We start from the raw sequence: 20727 nt of genomic DNA, 5'->3' as shown, positions 1-20727 counted from the left end.
GGAACAAGTATGAACAAAGGACACGTTCTTCAAGTAATGGGTCCAGTTGTTGACGTAAAGTTCAACAACGGCCAATTACCTTCAATCTATAATGCATTGACAGTTACGATTGAACGTCCGAACCAAGAACCAACAACTTTAACTCTTGAAGTTGCTTTGCACCTTGGTGACGACTCTGTACGTACAGTAGCTATGTCATCTACAGATGGCTTAAAGCGTGGTGCAGAAGTTACAGACGCTGGTACGGCAATTACCGTTCCAGTTGGTGACATCACTCTAGGTCGTGTATTCAACGTACTTGGTGAAATAATTGACTTAGGCGAAGAAATCCCAGTTGCAAATCGCCGTGATCCAATTCACCGTCTTGCACCAACATTTGAACATCTTTCAACTGAAGTTGAAATTCTTGAAACAGGTATCAAAGTAGTAGATTTATTAGCACCTTACATTAAAGGTGGTAAAATTGGTCTCTTCGGTGGTGCTGGTGTAGGTAAAACTGTACTTATCCAAGAATTAATTAACAACATCGCACAAGAGCACGGCGGTATCTCAGTATTCGCAGGTGTTGGAGAGCGTACGCGTGAAGGAAATGACTTATTCCACGAGATGAGCGATTCTGGCGTAATCAAAAAAACAGCAATGGTATTTGGTCAAATGAACGAGCCGCCTGGTGCACGTATGCGTGTTGCCTTGACTGGTTTGACAATGGCTGAGTATTTCCGTGATGATCAAGGTGCAGACGTACTTTTATTCATCGATAACATCTTCCGTTTCACTCAAGCAGGATCTGAAGTATCAGCCTTACTAGGTCGTATGCCATCAGCCGTTGGTTACCAACCAACACTTGCTACTGAAATGGGTCAATTACAAGAGCGAATCACGTCAACGAACAAAGGTTCAGTAACTTCAATTCAAGCGATTTACGTTCCTGCCGATGACTATACGGATCCAGCTCCTGCAACAACATTTGCTCACTTAGACGCAACAACAAACTTAGAGCGTAAACTTTCTGAAATGGGTATTTACCCAGCAGTAGATCCTTTGGCTTCAACTTCACGTGCATTGTCACCTGGAATTGTTGGCGAAGAACACTACTCAGTTGCTCGTCAAGTACAATCAACACTTCAACGCTACAAAGAACTTCAAGATATCATTGCGATTCTTGGTATGGATGAGTTATCTGATGAAGACAAGCAAACGGTTAACCGTGCACGTCGTATTCAGTTCTACTTATCTCAAAACTTCCACGTAGCGGAGCAATTCACAGGTCAAAAAGGTTCATACGTTCCTGTAAAAGAAACGATTCAAGGATTCAAACAAATTCTTGAAGGCAAATTTGACCACTTACCTGAAGATGCTTTCCGTTTAGTTGGACGTATTGAAGAAGTTATTGAAAAAGCGAAAAGCATGGGCGTTGAAGTTTAATTACAGGGACCAGGAGGGGAAAAAATGAAGACCATCAAAGTCAATATTGTCACTCCCGACGGCCCGGTATACGATTCTGAAGTCAACATGGTCATTGCCAACACGACATCTGGAGAAATTGGTGTTTTACCTGGACACATTCCAATGGTCGCTCCACTTAAAGTGGGAGCCATTCGATTGAAAAAAGACGGACAAACTGATATCGTCGCTTTAAGCGGAGGTTTCATCGAAGTCCGTCCTGACCAGGTATCGATCTTAGCTCAATCAGCTGAAGTATCATCTACCATTGATCTAGAACGAGCGAAGGAAGCAGTGAAACGTGCTGAAGAACGTCTGAACTTATCACAACAAGACGACGTCGATTTCAAACGCGCGGAACTATCTTTGAGACGCGCAATGAATCGTATCAACGTTTATGAGGGTAACATCTAAAAGAGATGACGAGTCGAGGAGAAACATTCTCTTCGACTCGTTTTTTTATGTCTATTATAGCGACTTAATAGAATTTATTGTGTGTTGTCATTATGATATCAAGACGAAAGAGACATACTCGCGAAAACCTAAGTAAAGTCTCTTTTATTATAAAAACAACCAACTTTGTTGAAAGGAGTTCATACATATGTATAATGAAATCGGTCAACAAGCAATTCTAGGTGTTTTATCGCATGCATTTTTTATTGGAATAACATTCTTTGCATTAAGAGCAGTTATGATAGAAAAAATTGTCAAAAAACATCATGTGTTTCAAGTTCAACTTCTATATATTCTTATGAGTATTGCCATAGGTACTACTGTATCCGACTTTTTCCTCTCAATGTCGAATTGGTCAAAACAATTACCGTACCTTTTTATGTAGTATTTGCTCTTTATGTCCATAAAGATGAAGATCGTTCATAGCTATGGCCATGGAGAGAAAATAATATTCCCCGGGAAATAAATTGTCGAAGGATGTTTGAAACTTTAAATATAGGGAAAAAATTAATAGATTCATTTAATATGAAAAAGAGTTTTGTTTTCACCGACACAAAGGCCTCGTTATGTACGTATCATATAAGACAGTTTCTTGTCGATTTTTATTATGAAAAATCAATGTATCGATACTTGTGTTAAACACAAAATGACTGTAATATTAATAATGTTTTATTCCTAATTTATGACATCATACGAGTTAAATCGACAGATAGATAAAAATCAAATCAATTTCGAAAACATGGAGGGTCAATCATTGGAAAAGATAGTTGTAAAAGGCGGCAACAAGTTAACAGGGAAAGTAAGAGTTGAAGGTGCTAAAAACGCGGTATTACCGGTTTTAGCTGGAGCTCTTTTAGCTACTAAAGGAAAAAATATTATTCGTGACGTAGCCAATTTAGCTGATGTTTATACGATTAATGAGGTTTTAAAAAGCTTAGGAGCTACGGTAGAATATTACCCAGAACGCAATGAAGTTATTATCGATTCATCTGAGACTTTATTAAGTGAAGCTCAATTTGAATATGTACGTAAAATGAGAGCATCTATATTAGTCATGGGTCCAATTTTAGCTCGTAATGGTTTTGCTCGAGTTGCGCTTCCTGGTGGTTGTGCAATAGGCTCACGACCAATCGATCAACATCTAAAAGGTTTTGAAGCAATGGGCGCTGAAATTTCATTTGGTCACGGATTCGTAGAGGCAAAAACTGAAGGTCGTCTAAAAGGTGCTAAAATCTATTTCGACTTCCCAAGCGTTGGTGCAACTGAAAACATTATGACGGCTGCAGCTTTAGCTGAAGGTACAACAATTATTGAAAATGCTGCAAAAGAACCAGAAATTGTTGATTTAGCAAACTTCATTAACGAAATGGGTGGACGTGTTATTGGTGCAGGTACCGACACAATTCGCATTGAAGGTGTTTTAGAGCTTGAAGGTACACTTCACCATATTATCCCTGACCGTATCGAAGCAGGTACATTTATGGTAGCTGCAGCAATTACACAAGGCGATATTACAATTGTAAACGCTGTTCCTGAACATATGACAGCGCTAATTGCTAAAATGGAAGAAATGGGCGTTCAAATCAATGAAGAAGAAGACGGACTTCGAATCCGTGCAACTAAAACATTGAAGTCTGTTGATATTAAAACAATGCCTCACCCAGGTTTCCCTACTGACATGCAATCGCAAATGATGGCATTAATGTTAACGGCAACTGGTAATGGTATGCTAACTGAAACTGTATTTGAAAATCGTTTTATGCACGTAGAAGAATTCCGCCGCATGAACGGTAATGTTAAAATCGAGGGTCGTTCTGTTATTATGGAAGGTCCATCTGATTTACAAGGTGCAGAAGTGGCAGCAACTGATTTACGTGCAGCTGCAGCATTAATTTTAGCTGGTCTAGCTTCTGAAGGTGTAACACGTGTCACTGAGCTTTATCACTTAGATCGCGGTTACGTGAACTTCCACTTAAAATTAGCTTCACTTGGTGCAGATATTGAACGAGTCCCATCTGAATCATCTGATGAAAAGACTATGCAAACAGTTTAATTCCCTTATCCTATACTATGCAAAAACCGACATCTTATACCCAGATGTCGGTTTTTTTTGTTGAATTTTGTTTAACAGTGACGCGGCCATATTAAAGATTGGAAGGATTTCCATGTTTATTCCCTGTAATTTTGGTTTTTTTCCATTCACGAGGTGTTTATTCCCGTTCTTGATTGCTTTATTGCCATTCAATGCTGTTTATTCCTTTTCGATGCGCTACTGTGAAACCTTTAGTTACAAACATGAAGACTGAAGCAACTTTTTACTTACGTTTCAGGCGAGCTTTGGCTTCACCTTTACCTAGTCCAACCGAAGATGCCATTTCGGCGGTTATCGCAATTTCTTTATTTTGAGACTGCAATTCATTAAAAGCCCGCGATAGTGAAAGTACCCTTTAATTTTTTCTATAAAATGAGTGTTAACTCCTATTTGAAAATAAAAAAGGGCAGAAATAGTATCTTCTGCTGAGTATCTACTTAAAGAAAGTTTCGATGCAATAGTAAACCAAACAATCATAACTATGGACGTCTAGGTTCCAAGGATGCGAAGGACGCACACCAACTGCAAGATGATCTGTTGGCGAGTGAAGAAGTCACAAGCCCACCCTCTTAGTTCTATAGAACATAGTACAGCTGAGGAAGCGTCCGAAGTGATCTGGAAACCTTTTCGCATTGAAGTAATTGTTTCTGTCAGTCAAAATTTATTCCCCGTTATATAAGTGTCACTACTAACATTCAGTATTAAAAATAAATTAAGCAGAAAGAGGCCGAAATATCATCTTCGGCCGAATATTTACTGAAAGGTAACATTTATTCTTTAGTTAACCAAACCATAAAATCTTGGACCTAAAGTATAAGGGGGGGCTAGGGCGATAAGATTTCTACTTCCCTATAAGTTGAAGCAGAAACATATATCCCGATTAACACTTTTCATATATTGCTCTCTCAATACATATATTCCTTCATGAGATACTTAGCCACTATAATCGTATGTCTCTCTTTATTTCTCTTGCCACTGCAGTTAATTAAGAAATTACCGCAACATGTAGAAGAGTCTCCGCCTGACGACGCAATTGCTTGTGAACCTGTCATGATTCGCGTGGAGGGGCTTGGTGAGCCGCTTCCAATAGAAGAATACATCAAAGGTGTCGTTCAAGCGGAAATGCCTTCTACGTTCAACCTAGAGGCTTTAAAAGCACAAGCAATTGCAGCTCGAACATTTGCACTCAAGACAACTAATTTTGGAGCAACTGCAATTAAACCTACAACCTCACACCAGGCGTTCATTTCAGAAAGCGAACGCACACCTCCAGCAAACATCGTAAAAGCAATCGCAGAAACAGCCTCTCAAATTCTCACCTATAACAATGAGCTCATTACAGCCATGTTCTTCTCGACTAGTAATGGTAAGACGGAAAGTGCAGAAGGATATAGCGGGAACAAAATTCCTTATTTGATTTCGACCGAAAGTACAGGTGATATCACTTCGCCAAAGTTTAACCAAACAAAAACATTTACTCTTAAAGAATGGAATGACGCATTTGGCTTTAACTGGACGGCAGATCATTTCAATAAACTATCTTTAAAACCCAATGAATCACAGCGAATTCAACAAGTGACAACCGTAAAACACGAATGGACGGGCCGGGAAATTCGTGACATATTGGGGCTCCCATCAACAGATTTTGACATTGATGCATCTAATCCTAATATTATTGCTGTGTCAACGAAGGGATACGGGCACGGGGTGGGGATGAGTCAATACGGAGCAAACGCAATGGCGCAGGAGGGGCGCAAAGCGGAAGACATCTTAAAGCATTATTATCCAAAAACCGAAATAAAAAATTTCCAATCTATTCAATCAACATGTTTAAAACCTTAAATCGCTGACAACACTAGCAACAGAGGTGATGAATATGCGAGAGGAAAAATCTAATAATCCTTCTCTATCAAAAAAATCAAGTAAGAAACAAACATGGCTTTGGCCAGCTATTTACGTAGGATTTTCGCTATTATTTGTCGGCATGATTTGGGGTTATAATGCGTTTATCAGCACGGAGGATAATGTTGCAAAAGGTCCTGGAAAAGAAGCTGACGGTAGTGGAAAAGAAATTGTAGTAAATGCGCAAAAGGAATCCATGAAATTCCCGTTTGACGAAGCTATGCTTGACAAAATGACAATTTTAAATGATTTCTATGATGTGACTGCTTCTGACGAGTCACAAGAAAATTCCCTTCTTGTATTCAATCAAACGTATGAAACGAATAACGGAATCGCAATTGCAATTGATGGAGAGCCTTTTGAAGTCAAAGCTGCGATGACAGGGAAAGTAAAAGAAGTAAATCTCGATCCATTCCTTGGTGACGAAGTTGTACTTGAACATGAAGATGGTCTTGTAACTCGTTATCGCTCAGTTAAAGAAATTTTAGTCAAAGTGGGAGATGTTGTTCCACAAGGTCAACCGCTTGCGACTACAACTGAAAATGATTTCAATGCAGCAGCGGGTGTTCATTTACAATTCGAAGTTATTGATAAAGGTGAAGCAGTTAACCCACGTACGTATTTAGCGTTCTAAGTCCCAAATTTAAAGCATACGTTAAAGGAAACGTTCGGTACGGAAGGATGCGGTCTTGCACGAACAGATCCGGAAACGTTGCCTAGAGCTTGGTGAATTGGTCCATGAGACGGGTTTAACAGTACGCGCGGTTGCAAAGAAATCGGGCTACTCGAAAAGTACGGTGCACAAAGATTTAACGGAACGCTTAAAACTAGTGAATGAAGCACTGGCCAAAGATGTTAGTGAAATCCTTGCTTATCATAAGTCAATCCGACATATTCGGGGCGGGGAAGCAACGAAGCAAATGTGGAAACAAAAGGAAGAAAAAAGCGAAAAAACGTTATGACGAAAGCCTCGTCATAACGTTTTTTGTCTGTGAAAAAAGATGTAATTGATAGTGCTTTATGGTAGAATAGTCAGTTAGTAGAGACAAAAAAGAACGGTAAAATATTTAGGGAAACACGGGAAGGGGAAACAAGGTGTTCATGTTTGCTAAGGATATTGGAATTGATCTTGGAACGGCAAATGTTTTAATACATGTAAAAGGAAAAGGCATTGTATTAAACGAGCCGTCAGTTGTGGCAATGGATCGGAAAACAAAGCGAGTTTTAGCAGTAGGGGAAGAAGCAAGACAAATGGTAGGTCGTACTCCGGGAAATATTGTGGCTATTCGTCCACTTAAAGATGGAGTCATCGCTGATTTTGATGTGACTGAAGCTATGTTAAAACATTTTATCAATAAAATAGATGTCAAAGGATTTTTCTCGAAGCCTCGAATTTTAATTTGTTGTCCTACAAATATTACAAGTGTAGAGCAAAAAGCTATTCGGGAAGCTGCTGAAAAAGCTGGAGGTAAGAAAGTTTATTTAGAAGAAGAACCAAAAGTAGCTGCAATTGGAGCGGGTATGGATATTTTCCAACCAAGTGGTAACATGGTAGTTGACATTGGTGGAGGAACAACTGATGTTGCGGTTCTTTCGATGGGTGATATTGTAACATCTGAGTCAATTAGAGTAGCTGGAGATGTATTCGATAATGATATTTTACAATACATAAAACGTGAATATAAACTATTAATTGGTGAACGCACCTCTGAAAATATAAAAATACAGATAGGTACAGTGTTTGTAGGAGGACGTAATGAAGAAATGGATATTCGTGGACGTGACATGTTAACAGGTCTACCACGTACCATTACAGTTCATTCTGAAGAAATCGAAACATGCTTACGCGAGTCAATTGCACTAATTATCCAAGCAGCGAAAAATGTGCTTGAAAAAACGCCACCTGAATTGTCCGCTGACATTATTGATCGCGGTGTAATTTTAACTGGCGGAGGTGCTTTAATGCATGGAATTGATTCCTTATTAGCAGATGCCCTTAAAGTACCAGTATTGATTGCCGAGCACCCAATGGATTGTGTAGCCATTGGGACAGGAATGCTGCTAAATAACATTGGTAAAGTATCAAAATGACTTTAAAAGGAACGGCAACTTAAGCACAATTGATAAGGAGAGCGACGCATGACTAATGGAGTAAAAGACGTTGAAGTAAAAGACGTAAAACAACAAGTGAATACCCAAGCACCTTCAATGCGGAAGCAGCATAAAGTTGAGAAAGCTGAAAAAGCTGAGACTAAGGAAAATAAGAAAACTTGGTGGGTTCAAATCCGTCTTTTCCCGATATGGCTTCGCATCATCCTAGTTGCAGCTCTTGTAGTTGGCGCAATTGCAGCCGGTTTAACAATTGGTTATGGATATGTCGGTGACGGTAATCCAAAAGATGCCTTGAAATGGGATACGTGGCAACACATTTTGGATATATTAAACGGTAAGTCCTAAATCTACAATCTTTTATGCATTTTTTATGAAAAGAGGAAACTAACTTGATATTATCAGCACAGCAAATTCAAGAGATTTTACCACATCGCTACCCATTTTTACTCGTTGATCGAATTATTGAAATTGAAGACGGTAAACGAGCAGTTGGGTTAAAAAACGTCTCCATTAATGAGGATTTTTTCAACGGACATTTCCCAGGATATCCAGTAATGCCAGGTGTGTTAATTATCGAAGCATTAGCACAAGTAGGCGGAGTTGCTTTATTGAATAAAGAAGAGAACAAAGGTCGTCTTGCTTTCTTAACTGGCGTTGATAACTGCCGTTTTAAACGTCAAGTTGTGCCAGGGGATCAACTTCGATTAGAAGTCGAGTTTGTTAAAATACGCGGTGCAATGGGCAAAGGACATGCAATTGCGACAGTAGATGGTGAAATCGCTTGCGAAACAGATATTTTATTTGCTCTTGGACCCATTGTTGAAAAAACAACATAATAAAAACAGTGGCAAAGGGAATACTAATTTTTAACGTAATGTAATTTACTTTTGTTCAAAAAAAAATTATTACTTTATTATTATGCGTCTAAAGATAAAGCAGCATACGATTTATTCACTTTAAAAGAAAAATAAAAAGCATAAATAGTTCTTTCCTTTCTAGGGTAACCTATTGTGAATCACACGAAGTGTGGTGAACGATTATAGAAAGGAGGGAACTTTTTTATGTGGAAAAAGACAACGATTGTATTTGGTATGAGTGCTTTATTATTAGTTGGTTGTAATATGAGAGACAATAACAAGGATGTACCACCAGCAAATCAAACGCCAATGGAAGATGTACGTGAGGATACACAAGATGTAGTACCTGGTACCAATGACGGAAATCAAGTTGAACCAACGCAGGAAGACAAAAACTTAGACAATGATAAAGACATGATGAAAGACCCGAATACGAAAGAAGAAGAAATATTAGAAGATGACATGGACGCTCGTGACGCAGATAACAAAGATGAGTAATTACTTATTTTGCATTTAGACTTACCCTGACAGTGGAAGGGTTTGACCTAAGGCCTTGCTCTTATTGTAGAACGAACAGATAGAAAAAGACTCGGTAGCTGTAATTAAACAGTAGCCGAGTCTTTTTTTAATTGAGGTCGTTGTCGCATATCGTTTTCAAAGCGAGTTATAAGCTGTTCACCTGTTAATCCATCTTGGACAAGTTCTGTCAGCAATTGTACCGCATACTTACGACGGGTTCGTGTTAACGTCCCTTTAAATAACACAGAAACATAATCCCCGATTGTTTTAACAGCGTATACAGCTACTTCAAAGCCTGCTGGTTCATTTTCAGGATATGAAATGACGACTTTTACTTCCATCAATTCACCTGAATTCTTAAATTGTTCGAAAAATGTACTGTCTGTTTTATCGACATACATTTCCAAAATCCACGACCGGTGGCTGTTTTCTTGATTAATAATGATGCCATCTACGAGGGGAATCGAGATGGTTTGGCCCCCTTGAACAACTGTCATGGACAACATCTTAAACGTTTTCAATAAGCTCACAGCCTTTCCGCAAAAGTATAATTGAATCTAGTATAACACAGTGTTGAAAAATCTTCGGAAACAAGGCAAAACGGCATTTTGACTAAATGGGTTTCAGCCTACAGCCAATTAGGTTTGTGCAATTTTTGTCAAAATATAGAAGTCGTAAAATTGAATTTTCCCTTGCACAAAAGTGGTCAAAATGAATTTTTGTCGCTTTGCGCACAATTTAAGTCCTTTGTACAATAAATTCAATACCTAAGAAGGAGGTGAATAAATGAATCAAGTTGGGATGATTGGGAGAATGACAAAGAATCCGGTACTTCGTCATTTGTCAGAAGGCAGAGTGCAAGCAAGTTTTGTTTTAGCCATACAACGTACCTACAAAAATGCAAAAGGAGATGAAGCGGATTTCGTGCTATGCACCGTATGGGGGAAACTGGCCGAACACACAGTTAAATATTGTGGTAAAGGCTCTCTTGTTGGGATTAATGGGCATATCCATTCCAGATCCTATCAAAAAGAAGATGGCAATCGCATATTCGTAACAGAAGTAATCGTTGAAGAAGTCCAGTTTTTACAAACGAAACCTAGAATTGACGAATCCTCTGAGCACAAACATGTGAATAAAGAATCACAAGCAAAAGAAGATTTCATTTTCACTGAAAAAGAGCATAAAGAATTACCTGTTGTGTAGCTTCGATTTCTCGGTAGACCGCACCGATGGTTAGTACACAATTTTTGTCAAATCCAATAGAAAGGAATTCACCCAATATGAAAGCGATACCTGATCACCTTGTTCGAATGGAACTACATATGGAACAACTAATTCGTATGATTGCACATTTGAATGAGCGAATCCTTGTGCTTGAACATAAACTCAGCGAACCAAGCTTAAGAATAGTGGGGAAATAACGCTTTACTTGATAGACAAGAGAGGAAAACCGGTCGCGTGAAGCACGACCGGTCTTGTACATAGATTGATAGAAATGGTTTTCTTAAAGAATTCCGCAAGAATGTAGACGTGGCAGGAGCCACAAATTGAGATGCAATTGTGTCTCTCTACGGGAGGGAATCATTCACGAATAGAAAAGTGGCAGTTGGCTAGATTCCTGCCATCATAATATGGCCTTCGCAAGAGTGCACTCCCAGATGAAGAGCAATTGAGTCTCTGTATTGAGGGAAATGTTCTGCAGTATGTGGTTTTTGGATTTATTCCCGTTCATTTTGATTTATTCCTGTTGTGGAAGTGTTTATTCCCATTGGCAATCACTTTATTCCCTTTCGCATAGCGTTTATTCCTTTTCAACTAGAGTTATTCCCTGTCACCCAGTTTCACCCAAAAAAAATCCTGCAAAGGAAGTGTCGCGAACAGGAAAGTTTTCCGCAAGAATGTAGACGTGGCAGGAGCCACAAATTGAGATGCAATTGTGTCTCTCTACGGGAGGGAAGCACTACCACAGGCGATCAATATTCACATTTTAAAGAGATATCCCTACGGAATCAGGCGCAGCTACAATTTAGGGAACATTTGTGTCTGAGTCTGAAGCCGTTCATTTTTTGGAGTAACCTTCTTTTGTTCACAGACGATTAATAGTAAGTGTCAAAAACAGAAAAGAGCCAGGTGGCTGGCCACCTGACTCCCATCTGAGTTGTATCAACTTTAACCTAAAGTTAATAAATCCTTTAAATCTTCATCTGCCATTTCAGTAATCCATTGACTTGATTGGATTAAGTCTTCAGATAAAGCTTGTTTATCGGCTAATAATTTATCGATTTTTTCTTCAATCGTCCCTATTGTTACAAACTTATGGACATGTACAAAGCGCGTTTGCCCGATGCGATAAGCACGGTCCGTCGCTTGATTTTCAACCGCTGGATTCCACCAACGATCGGCATGGAGAACATGATTTGCTGCTGTTAAATTAAGTCCAGTACCGCCGGCTTTCAGCGACAAAATGAACACAGGGAATTCTTTTTCTTGGAACGCTTCCACTAGATTGTCACGCTGTAATTTCGGCATGCTACCTGACAGGAACGGTGGGTCGATGTCGTATAACTCGCTTAAACAATGTTGCAACAAGTGGCCCATGCCAATGTATTGCGTGAAAATCAGGCATTGCTCACCGCGAGCGGCAATTTCAGCAGCGAGTGTAACTATGCGTGCTAACTTCTCAGAACGCTCCATCATATACTCCGCTTCACCAAATCCCTCTTTTAAATATAGGGCTGGGTGATTACACAATTGCTTCAGCTTGCTTAACATTTTTAAAATAAGACCTTTTTTCTCAAAACCGGTTAATGTTTCGAGCTTGAACAACGTTTCTTGGATCAAACTTTCATAGAGTGCAGCTTGCTCAGTTGTTAGTGGACAATACTCACGTTGTTCTTGCTTGTCCGGAAGATTTAATAACAAGTCCGGATCCTGTTTCGTACGTCTTAGTAGGAACGGACGTATTTTTGCACGTAGTTTTTCTTTATGATTTTCCGATTCATCACGTTCAATCGGTGCTATAAAGTTCTCTTGGAACTTGCGGAAACTACCTAAATACCCTTTATAAATAAAGTCGAAAATTGCCCATAACTCGGACAAGCGATTTTCAACTGGTGTACCAGTTAACGCTAAATGATGTTCACCGCGCAATTTACGAATAGCTCGACTTTGTTTCGTATGCATGTTTTTAATATTTTGCGCTTCATCAAGTGTCACACTACACCATTCAATTTCACTTAACGCGTCAGCGTCTTGTGAAGCCGTACCAAACGTAGTTAAAACAACATCAGGTTTTAAATCTCCTAATTCGACAGCAAGCGACTCATCTTTGGAACGCGTTTGTCCATAATGCACATGGACATTTAAATCAGGAGCGAAACGTGCTAGCTCTTTTTGCCAGTTTCCTAAAACAGATGTGGGACAAATGATAAACGATGGCTTATCGGTCTGATTCGTACGATGCACATGTAATAAATAAGCAATCAATTGCACCGTTTTTCCAAGACCCATATCATCGGCTAAACATACGCCGAATCCTTGTTCACGCATAAACACAAGCCAGTCTAGTCCTTGTTGTTGGTAAGGACGTAAATCGGTTAATAAGTGAGGCGACACTATTGTCGTAGGCAATTCTTTTTTATCTTGAAGTTGTTCCAAATACCTTTTCAGCGATTGGTTCAATTCAAATTGGAACAACGGATCATCATCTTCTTCGCCAGATTCATCTTCATTAAGGAGAGCATCAGGCAACTCTCTAAATAGCAATTCTTTGACCGTCCAGTTTTCATTTTCCGTCTGCTCCATTAATTGACGGATTTCATGCATCCAATTGGAATCAATGCGGAACCACTCGTTTCCGGCACGGATGTATTCGCGATTTTCTTCAACCATTTGTTTGAATTGATCTTCCGAAATAGCTTGCCCATTTAATGAAAAATTCCAATCAAACGTTAAAATTTCATTTAAACCAGCTGTCGTTTTAAATGTAGTAGTTTTCGCATTAGATTTCACACGCAGTTTGGATTCCTTCACGGCTTTTAACCAAGCCGGTAGGATGACTTCAAAGCCGAGAGCTTGCAAACGCGCTGCATCATCCCGCAAAAAGTGACGGACGTCTAAATCACTTAGTGACAGCGATAAAAAGCGATCCGCTTCGGCTTCAATATTCATCAAATCGAGCATATTGGATTGAGTTTCGTACACATAAGACGCATGGACTTTCCATTTATCAGGCAGTGCCTCTTCGATTGGAGATTGTTTCTTACGAAAAGCGGGCGTCCAGTGCACTGAACTTTTTTTGCCACGTACCACTGTTTCAAGAATCCATTCGTCTGATAAAGATTCAGGCTCGCTGAGACGCAGTGCCACGTTAACTTCTCCTTGACCAGCTTGTGATTGCAATGGCCATCCACCTTGCTTGAAAAAGGGAAGAAGAGTTGGAATATCATTTAGCGTTAAACCTACGCTGTAGAGTTTTTGTTGTATAGCAGAAGTAAGCATCAGTTTCGCTGCAGGAGGTGCATCCAGTGAAGAATAAACGAGCGAATCATCTTCAAATGTAAGATCGTCCCACAGAGTTGGTGAATTCCAATAACTTGATGCTTGTTGAATGGTTTTTATCATCGACTCATCTTCTGGAGCAAATCCACTGACGTGAACGTAAGGATGTTTAGTAGTGGGGGAAAACAGCTCAATTAACTCTAATGATGAAAAGTTTGTTTCTTCATCGTGATGCAGCCCATAAAAAGATGGTTCGTGCTGAAAAGATATAAATGAAATCCATTGTTCGGTAAATAACCGCATGCCTTCATCGTTATAGGCATGAACGGTCGTGAATCCATCATCCATTTGGTCGAATGAAAGGATTAGATTCTTCATAAAAGGCGATACATGAGAAGTCATAAAGGCAAGTTTCCTTTCTGTATCTCTTCTTGGAGAGCTCGTAAGCGGCGATATTTCGTTTGAATCTCGCTGACGTACAAATTCCAATAATCGGTTTTGCCACTTTTCTTCGCGGCTGATTTCATTTTCTTCCAAATCCGTACAGCTTGCTTGTAGTTATGGCGATTACGTTCTCGTACCTCACTTAGCGCCAATACGTGATAGAACGGTAACACGGCCTCAGGAGCCTCTTGTAAGATGGTTTTCATTCCACATGACTCCGCATAGTCGAGTGTTGACTCAAAGCGGTGATGAAGGGCAACCCAATCTTGAAAACGTTGTTGATCAATTAAGAAATCCGAGTAGGCACGAACACCAAATGATCCGAACTGCCAAAACAGTTGCTCACGTTCTTCATCAGGCATATCGATATTTTTATACAACGCATATAATTTTGACACGAACAAGGAACGGTTCCATGCAGATAAATGGCTATTAACATAATCGAAAATATGTGGGCGCATGGCATGCAAAATAATTGTAAGTGACGTTAAATCGTCTTGTTCTTTCGCAAGTTTCGCCAGGTGCATCCATTCGGGCATTTGACTTGGATGAATTTTATCGGCAATCTCTCGTAATTCATCTGGTTTCTTGAGAAGCACACAAAAGAATGCACGGAATATGTCGTTGTCGAAATTCTTGATTTCAAGTAAGTATTCATATTCTTTCTCACGACGACCTTTTTCAGTCAGCATGATTACCCAAAATGCATGAAGCAAATTGAAGCGAAGATCATCCATTGTTTTGAGATCATAGACGATATGACGAACATGTAGAACAAGTGCATCATAAAAAGGATCAGCAGCAAATAAACGAGGTTTATTCGAAAGCGTGATTAGTTGATGTTGCATATCTTCAATATCAGTTTGAATGGTAGCACGGAATAAGTTTTCATTTAGTTCTTCGCTCACTTCAAACAACAGGCGTAACAACATGGTGCGCGTATAGACATCGTAAAGAGGCTGCCATTCACGTTCAAAAGGCATGAACTTCTTTAACTTTTGTTTCATTTGATTTATAGAACTATCGATATAATAACGTTCTTTCCAAGACCAATCACCTGAAACTGCATTAAACGTCGATTGAACAATCGCATTCCAGCCTTCAGGTGTACGTTCATTTGCAAGAATAGAAAGTTGTTCCGTCTTTTTTAAACGCCATTCCTGGAGCCACTCAGAGAGAGAAAACTTTTGCATATATAAACTAAAAATAACCGCTAAGCAATGACGGCATAAACGCTTTTCTGGACAAGAACACGTGATTTGTTCATCAACTAAATGAATCGTCACAACGGCAGAACTGACATCATGAACACGTGCTTCTAGTGTATGTTCGTATGGATCGTAGGAGAGAGCGCGGACTGCCCCGTTACGCACGGCAAAGGAAGCACGACGTACAAGCTCTTCATCGTCTAAATGAGATGGGTGTAGGTCCTCAGAAAGCGTCTCCATCCATTGTTGGATATGTGATTGGTAACGCACAGCAATATTAAATAATGAATGGCTCAATAGCAACATCTCCAAAAAAAAACTTTCCTTTCATTATACGGCTTTTCGTGGAAAACCGTAAGTGATAGGAAAGAATTAAGATTATAAATGCAAAAAAGCTTTCAAAAATTCTTTAAAACGCTCTTTTTCTGGCGAAGGTTTTGTTATATAAATCTTGGAAAAGTTGATATAAAGCAGGATCTGATTTATACGCACGATAGACTGGACTGATTATTTCTTCGCCGTAGTCATCAATAGGTTCTTTTACACGTAATAATTTTCTACGAGAGATTGTTGAAGAGTGATATATGACTTCGTTACTAATATCTCTTGGTATTTGGTAGAGTTTGCATATAGCTCGAAAAACAGGTAGCTAGATGCTCTCGGGATTCGTTTCATATAGCGGTAATGTGCTGGCTGAAATATTAAGAAGTTTTGTTGCTTCTTTTTGAGTAATTTGAGACAGCTTCCTATACTCCGTAATTAGTTCATTTAATTGCAAAATCAACACCACCTTAGATGCAGGTAGTTTAGACGACTCATCCCTTTGCGTTAGAATATATTCTATTTTTAAAACGCCATTTCATATTTGATGTATTATTTTTGGAATTAACAGAGTAATAAGTAATATTAGATTAGTATATTACACATTTTGGAATTAGTATCAAATTTAAATTATAAGGGAAAGGTTGATATGTTTGCCATCATATGAAATTATCTTACCTGGATTGAATCAAAGCAATATGCTGAAGTCGTGTGGACAAGAATTTCTACTTTATGTTACACCGAATGGCAAAAAGAAATCAGCAATTATTACGTCGGATGATAAAGGAATAGCAAGAATTAAAAGGATGACATTTGATTATTACCAACTTGATGATATTCAAATTGATTTTCTAAATAATAAATGTTCATTTACATGTAACGTACAAGACGGAAACGAGATGTCATGCACCATACAATACATACTCCTTGGATTCTTTATTCAATATCGCGATAAATCAATGGCTTATTTTACATTCAGAAAACCATGAGAAAACCATCATACCGTCGGGCTCTAGGCGGTATTTTTTTGGTTTTTATCCTGCACGAAATGGACGGGAATGTGATACAATAGTAGTAATCAGAATATTTCGATTAAATCAAGGGGGGATCACAATGTTACATGTACAACTAATGAAACCATTCTACTCAAAACTAGAAGGCCAAAAGATGAAACTGGTATTTGCTTATCAATACTTTTCTATAAAAAAAGATGACGAGCTCTTTCACTTTATTCCTGTGGAAGGCAAAGAAATTATCGTCAACATGACCACATACCAAGTGGAAAATTTATCTGAAGTTTTCGTTTTTCAAAAAGGGAATCGCTTCATTCGTTTGCCACTCTATCAATTATTGTTAGTGTCAGATATTCATACGCATTTGCAAACAATTTTACAACACGGCGAACCAGAAGACAGAGAACCTGGTAGCGATGTAAAAGCAGAAGCAGACGAATTCATCTCGTTACTAGAAGAAGTAAATCATAGTCGAATGATTGACTACGCTCTTCAAACGCGCGATGAAAATCTCTTTAATCGTTTATTACACTAACCGTTGGAGGATAATCATGGAATTTTATAAACAATGAAAACACCTACCTTAATTAATATGAGGAAGGTGTTTTTGTGTAGAGATTTTTCGGGGAAGGGCACGTCGAGAGGTAATATTTTGCATACCACGTAGGAAAAATGGAAGTCCACGTAGGAAAAAACGGCCCTCACGTAGGAATAACATCTCCACGTCTGACTAATGAGGCTTCACGTCTGACAAAACAGGCTCCACGTCTGACTAATATGACTTCACGTCTGAAAAAAAGGCCATCACGTCTGACTAGCAATTTATTTGACTTGATATTTAGTCCACATGTAACGTCATAATAACTCTCCCCATGCAAAAACCCTTCTCCGACATAAATCAATCGAGGAAGGGCCATTATTCATATTTATCCATACAACACCCTCCTAAAATGAAGTGAACATATATAAAATAATGATAAATACACTTGATCCAATGATACCGAACAATAAATCGGCAACACTTAAATTAAATAGTTTGCCAAATTTCAAAACTAACACATCCTTTCCAATTTATTCTCTGCTCGAAGTAATGAAATTCTTTATTTAGTTGGGCATGATTTTTATGCTATTCAACTACGTATTACAGGAAACATGATGAAGTTATTATATGTAAGAAGTTTCCTTCGATAGGTTATATAGAGTGTAGGTTTGTAGGAAAATTTTTATTCATTTATGTGAGACAAATCAAAATAGGATTTTGAGGCACTTTTTTACGCAAAAATTCAATTTTAGGAATGAAAATAGTATGCAAAATGCAAATTTAAGGAGAAATATTTCATTCTGGAAATAAGAGATTTAAACTATAAAAGAGCTATTACTACCTTTTGGGGAAGGGAAAATAGAGGGAGAAGGATTTCCATACATAGTGCTGCGGCTAACTTTACTCATTCCTTTTTATAACCGCGCACAGTGTAACTTCCAAGGAGAATATCCTTACGACCTATTTAGGTTGGGGCCTAAATCTTGCAATAAAAAATAGCGCAAAAAGTGTAAGTAGAGATGGGGCTTACACTTTTTTGCGTGCGTTGGATCCATAGTATTCATGCCTCCGATAAATTCTGTTAATATATGGAATTTTATTATATGATGATATAAAATTTCACATAAATAATCATTCCTTTCAAAAAATACACATTTTTTGTGGAACAATGTCATTTAGACGTTACAAATGATGTCGAGTTTTGGTAAAGTAAATAAAGAATACTAGCTTAAGATAGTACAGGAAGGATTTCGAACTTATGATTTTTGATTTTCGATTTTGGAAATATTTTGCAAATCAGCAAGAACTAATAGATAATCTTGGCTCTTCATACATGCGAGGTTTTAAAAAACGCGTATGGATGGTAGGTTTTTTTGGATTACTATTATTTGTAGCGCAAGAGCTGTGGGGTATGAATACACAGCAAATCACATCTGTTTATGCAACAGGTGGGAAAGATTCATTTGCAATTGCAAGACTCGTATCTTTAGCCGGAATTATTATTTGGGCATTCCTCTACCTTTCATTCCACTTTTTTGGCATTGCATTCCTATTAAATAAAATCACAGGAATTGAGTTATCAAAACTAGCTGTTTTACAACTGTATGTCGTGGGAATTCTATTACTTGAAAAAGCTTTGTTATTCTTCATCTTTGTCATTTTGGGTGTCACTACTCCAGTGTCCTTATTTTCATTTGGACCACTCGCAGTTACTTTCTTTGATCATCCATTTCTAATATTTTTCTTTAATCAATTATCGATTTTCACAGCACTGATTATTGCATTGCAAGTTCGTTTTATTCGTTCATTTAGGGACATAAATCCACGAACTCTATACCTAATTATTATTGCAATCCATATAGTCATGGCACTATTAACAGCAGTTGTTAGCATACTTCCACTTGAAGAATGGTACCTACAATTAGTAGAAGGGGGTGCCTTCAATGAATAAATGGTTAACTATTGGCATATCGATCGCCATTTCAGCGTTCATTGGAGCGAACGCAATACTGTTATTTAGTGATAAGAGCATCATTTTAAAAGATGTGTATGTACATAAATATGAACGTCTAGCTAATGATTCTTTTGAAGAACTATTGCCAAAAGAATCACTCGTTGCACCACGAAGTATGAATACTATTTATATCAAAAGTGAGGACACCATAAAAGACTGGTTAGTGAAAGAAGGGGACGTTGTTACGGCTGGGCAAGAAGTGGCCACTCTCAACACGTCAACTGCTGACGAGCAAGAACTTCTATGGAGGTCAGAGCAGGAAGCCCTCAAAGATCAATTGACTGAGCTAAATTTAACGGTTCGCTCATTAGAATCTGATCGAAAGAAAGCAGATGACGCTAACTCGACTAGCTCAAACGGCAACACTTCAGATAATGTGGCTGAAACTACAGAAGAACAAACCGTTAACGTTGACATTAATGTAGATGTCGGTGCGGACGTTGAAGTTTCACAAGATGGTGCTTTTGCTCAAGCTATTGCACAAGTACAACAAAAAATTTCTGACGTGAATAAACAATTGGTAGTAGTTAAAGCACAACTTGCCCAAGAAGGAGCGGCTGCAGTCATTAGCCCTGTAGACGGGGTTGTATCAAGAATACGTGATGAAAATGACCGATTGGCAGTAGAAATTTATAGCACAGAAAAAATCATCATCACCTATGCTATTGATGAACAATGGCAAGACGTTCAAGTAAAAGATCGTGTTCGCTTGCAAGCCGATGGAATCGATCGTTCCTTCGAAGGAACTGTTACGGAAATATCGCAAGTTCCTGCACGAGATTCTGAATATCTCACAACCTATAAATCACTTGATACAAAAGAACATGCGAATCCACTTGAATACTATGAAGTTCGCATACAAGCTAATGAACCGATAGAAAACTTGCCATTTGGTAACAACACGAATGCCATGATCATCGTTAATGAGGCCAAAAAAGCGGCTTCTGTAAATACGGATTGGCTCTATGATCGATTAGATGAATCAGCTGTCGCATACGTCATGAGTCAAAATGGCTTTGCAGCGAAACTACCCGTAACCATCGCATTTGACTGGAAAACACGTTCAGTAATTAGTAAAGGATTGCAAGCTGGTTCAATTGTGGTGCACGAACCGAGAATTAGCGATTATCGCTACGCACCAGCCATTTTCATGCCAATGCCTGTCGATTCTCCATCTTGGAAATCTATAAAAGCAAATGGTTGGAGAACCTATCTTAAATTCCTTGTATTTTAATAAACAGATTAAAAAGCTTCTTTCCCAAGGAAAGAAGCTTTTTTTGTTTGACTGTGATTCCACGAGCTTAA

At 38.6% G+C, this 20727-nt stretch carries 19 protein-coding genes; 16 read left to right on the top strand and 3 right to left on the bottom strand.

Annotation, left to right across the window (positions count from 1 at the left end; genetic code table 11):
* Window positions 1-9 precede the first annotated feature (9 nt).
* The 11 genes from atpD to C8K15_RS09045 all read left to right on the top strand — a co-directional run bounded on the left by atpD (window position 10) and on the right by C8K15_RS09045 (window position 9357).
* Window positions 10-1425, top strand: a complete 1416-nt coding sequence (gene atpD, locus C8K15_RS09095; protein ID WP_108586092.1) for a F0F1 ATP synthase subunit beta — start codon at window positions 10-12, stop codon at window positions 1423-1425.
* Window positions 1426-1449: 24 nt separating this feature from the next.
* Window positions 1450-1857: a F0F1 ATP synthase subunit epsilon gene (locus C8K15_RS09090; RefSeq protein WP_108586091.1), complete on the top strand. Its 408-nt coding sequence runs from the start codon at window positions 1450-1452 to the stop codon at window positions 1855-1857.
* A gap of 187 nt (window positions 1858-2044) precedes the next feature.
* On the top strand, window positions 2045-2281 hold the full coding sequence (locus C8K15_RS09085; protein WP_199224087.1) for a DUF1146 family protein: 237 nt from the start codon (window positions 2045-2047) through the stop codon (window positions 2279-2281).
* Window positions 2282-2650: 369 nt separating this feature from the next.
* A complete protein-coding gene (gene murA, locus C8K15_RS09080) occupies window positions 2651-3949 on the top strand; it encodes a UDP-N-acetylglucosamine 1-carboxyvinyltransferase (protein WP_108586089.1) in 1299 nt (432 codons plus the stop codon).
* 963 nt (window positions 3950-4912) lie between these two features.
* On the top strand, window positions 4913-5830 hold the full coding sequence (gene spoIID, locus C8K15_RS09075) for a stage II sporulation protein D (RefSeq protein ID WP_108586179.1): 918 nt from the start codon (window positions 4913-4915) through the stop codon (window positions 5828-5830).
* A gap of 34 nt (window positions 5831-5864) precedes the next feature.
* Window positions 5865-6524 carry a M23 family metallopeptidase gene (locus tag C8K15_RS09070; protein WP_108586088.1) on the top strand — a complete coding sequence of 220 codons (660 nt, stop codon included), beginning with the start codon at window positions 5865-5867 and terminating at the stop codon, window positions 6522-6524.
* A 55-nt stretch (window positions 6525-6579) separates the two neighbouring features.
* Window positions 6580-6852 (top strand): sporulation transcriptional regulator SpoIIID, encoded by a 273-nt coding sequence (locus C8K15_RS09065; RefSeq protein ID WP_108586087.1) that lies wholly within the window; start codon window positions 6580-6582, stop codon window positions 6850-6852.
* Window positions 6853-6991: 139 nt separating this feature from the next.
* Complete coding sequence (gene mreB / locus C8K15_RS09060; protein WP_108586178.1) at window positions 6992-7981, top strand: rod shape-determining protein; 990 nt, start codon at window positions 6992-6994, stop codon at window positions 7979-7981.
* A 48-nt stretch (window positions 7982-8029) separates the two neighbouring features.
* Window positions 8030-8347 carry a DNA-directed RNA polymerase subunit beta gene (locus C8K15_RS09055; protein ID WP_108586086.1) on the top strand — a complete coding sequence of 106 codons (318 nt, stop codon included), beginning with the start codon at window positions 8030-8032 and terminating at the stop codon, window positions 8345-8347.
* Between the two features lie 47 nt (window positions 8348-8394).
* Entirely contained in the window at window positions 8395-8838 is a 444-nt protein-coding gene (gene fabZ / locus C8K15_RS09050; protein WP_108586177.1) for a 3-hydroxyacyl-ACP dehydratase FabZ, read from the top strand.
* Window positions 8839-9063: 225 nt separating this feature from the next.
* Window positions 9064-9357 carry a hypothetical protein gene (locus tag C8K15_RS09045; RefSeq protein WP_108586085.1) on the top strand — a complete coding sequence of 98 codons (294 nt, stop codon included), beginning with the start codon at window positions 9064-9066 and terminating at the stop codon, window positions 9355-9357.
* A 104-nt stretch (window positions 9358-9461) separates the two neighbouring features.
* Here C8K15_RS09045 and C8K15_RS09040 read toward each other — a convergent pair whose 3' ends face one another.
* Window positions 9462-9899, bottom strand: a complete 438-nt coding sequence (locus C8K15_RS09040; RefSeq protein WP_108586084.1) for a YwpF family protein — start codon at window positions 9897-9899, stop codon at window positions 9462-9464.
* A gap of 265 nt (window positions 9900-10164) precedes the next feature.
* Between C8K15_RS09040 and C8K15_RS09035 the strand changes: the two genes are divergently transcribed.
* Window positions 10165-10584 (top strand): single-stranded DNA-binding protein, encoded by a 420-nt coding sequence (locus tag C8K15_RS09035; protein ID WP_108586083.1) that lies wholly within the window; start codon window positions 10165-10167, stop codon window positions 10582-10584.
* Between the two features lie 966 nt (window positions 10585-11550).
* Here the strand turns inward: C8K15_RS09035 and C8K15_RS09030 are convergent.
* Both C8K15_RS09030 and C8K15_RS09025 read right to left on the bottom strand, forming a co-directional pair.
* Window positions 11551-14283, bottom strand: a complete 2733-nt coding sequence (locus tag C8K15_RS09030) for a DEAD/DEAH box helicase (protein WP_108586082.1) — start codon at window positions 14281-14283, stop codon at window positions 11551-11553.
* Window positions 14280-15839, bottom strand: coding sequence for an SWIM zinc finger family protein (locus C8K15_RS09025; RefSeq protein WP_233260428.1), 1560 nt, complete (start codon window positions 15837-15839; stop codon window positions 14280-14282). Before C8K15_RS09025 ends, C8K15_RS09030 begins: the two co-directional genes overlap by 4 nt.
* 668 nt (window positions 15840-16507) lie before the next feature.
* Between C8K15_RS09025 and C8K15_RS09020 the strand changes: the two genes are divergently transcribed.
* The 4 genes from C8K15_RS09020 (at window position 16508) to C8K15_RS09000 (ending at window position 20656) form a co-directional block, all read left to right on the top strand.
* Window positions 16508-16843, top strand: coding sequence for a hypothetical protein (locus tag C8K15_RS09020; protein ID WP_108586080.1), 336 nt, complete (start codon window positions 16508-16510; stop codon window positions 16841-16843).
* A gap of 124 nt (window positions 16844-16967) precedes the next feature.
* Window positions 16968-17402 carry a transcriptional regulator gene (locus tag C8K15_RS09015; RefSeq protein ID WP_108586079.1) on the top strand — a complete coding sequence of 145 codons (435 nt, stop codon included), beginning with the start codon at window positions 16968-16970 and terminating at the stop codon, window positions 17400-17402.
* A 1264-nt stretch (window positions 17403-18666) separates the two neighbouring features.
* Complete coding sequence (locus C8K15_RS09005; protein WP_108586077.1) at window positions 18667-19359, top strand: hypothetical protein; 693 nt, start codon at window positions 18667-18669, stop codon at window positions 19357-19359.
* Window positions 19352-20656 (top strand): efflux RND transporter periplasmic adaptor subunit, encoded by a 1305-nt coding sequence (locus C8K15_RS09000; protein WP_108586076.1) that lies wholly within the window; start codon window positions 19352-19354, stop codon window positions 20654-20656. Before C8K15_RS09005 ends, C8K15_RS09000 begins: the two co-directional genes overlap by 8 nt.
* The last annotated feature ends 71 nt before the right edge of the window (window positions 20657-20727 follow it).

The organism is Paenisporosarcina sp. OV554 (assembly GCF_003058165.1).
Taxonomy (GTDB): domain Bacteria; phylum Bacillota; class Bacilli; order Bacillales_A; family Planococcaceae; genus Paenisporosarcina.
The sequence above is the reverse complement of the archived record's forward strand: the minus strand, read 5'-3'. Positions and strand labels throughout refer to the sequence as shown.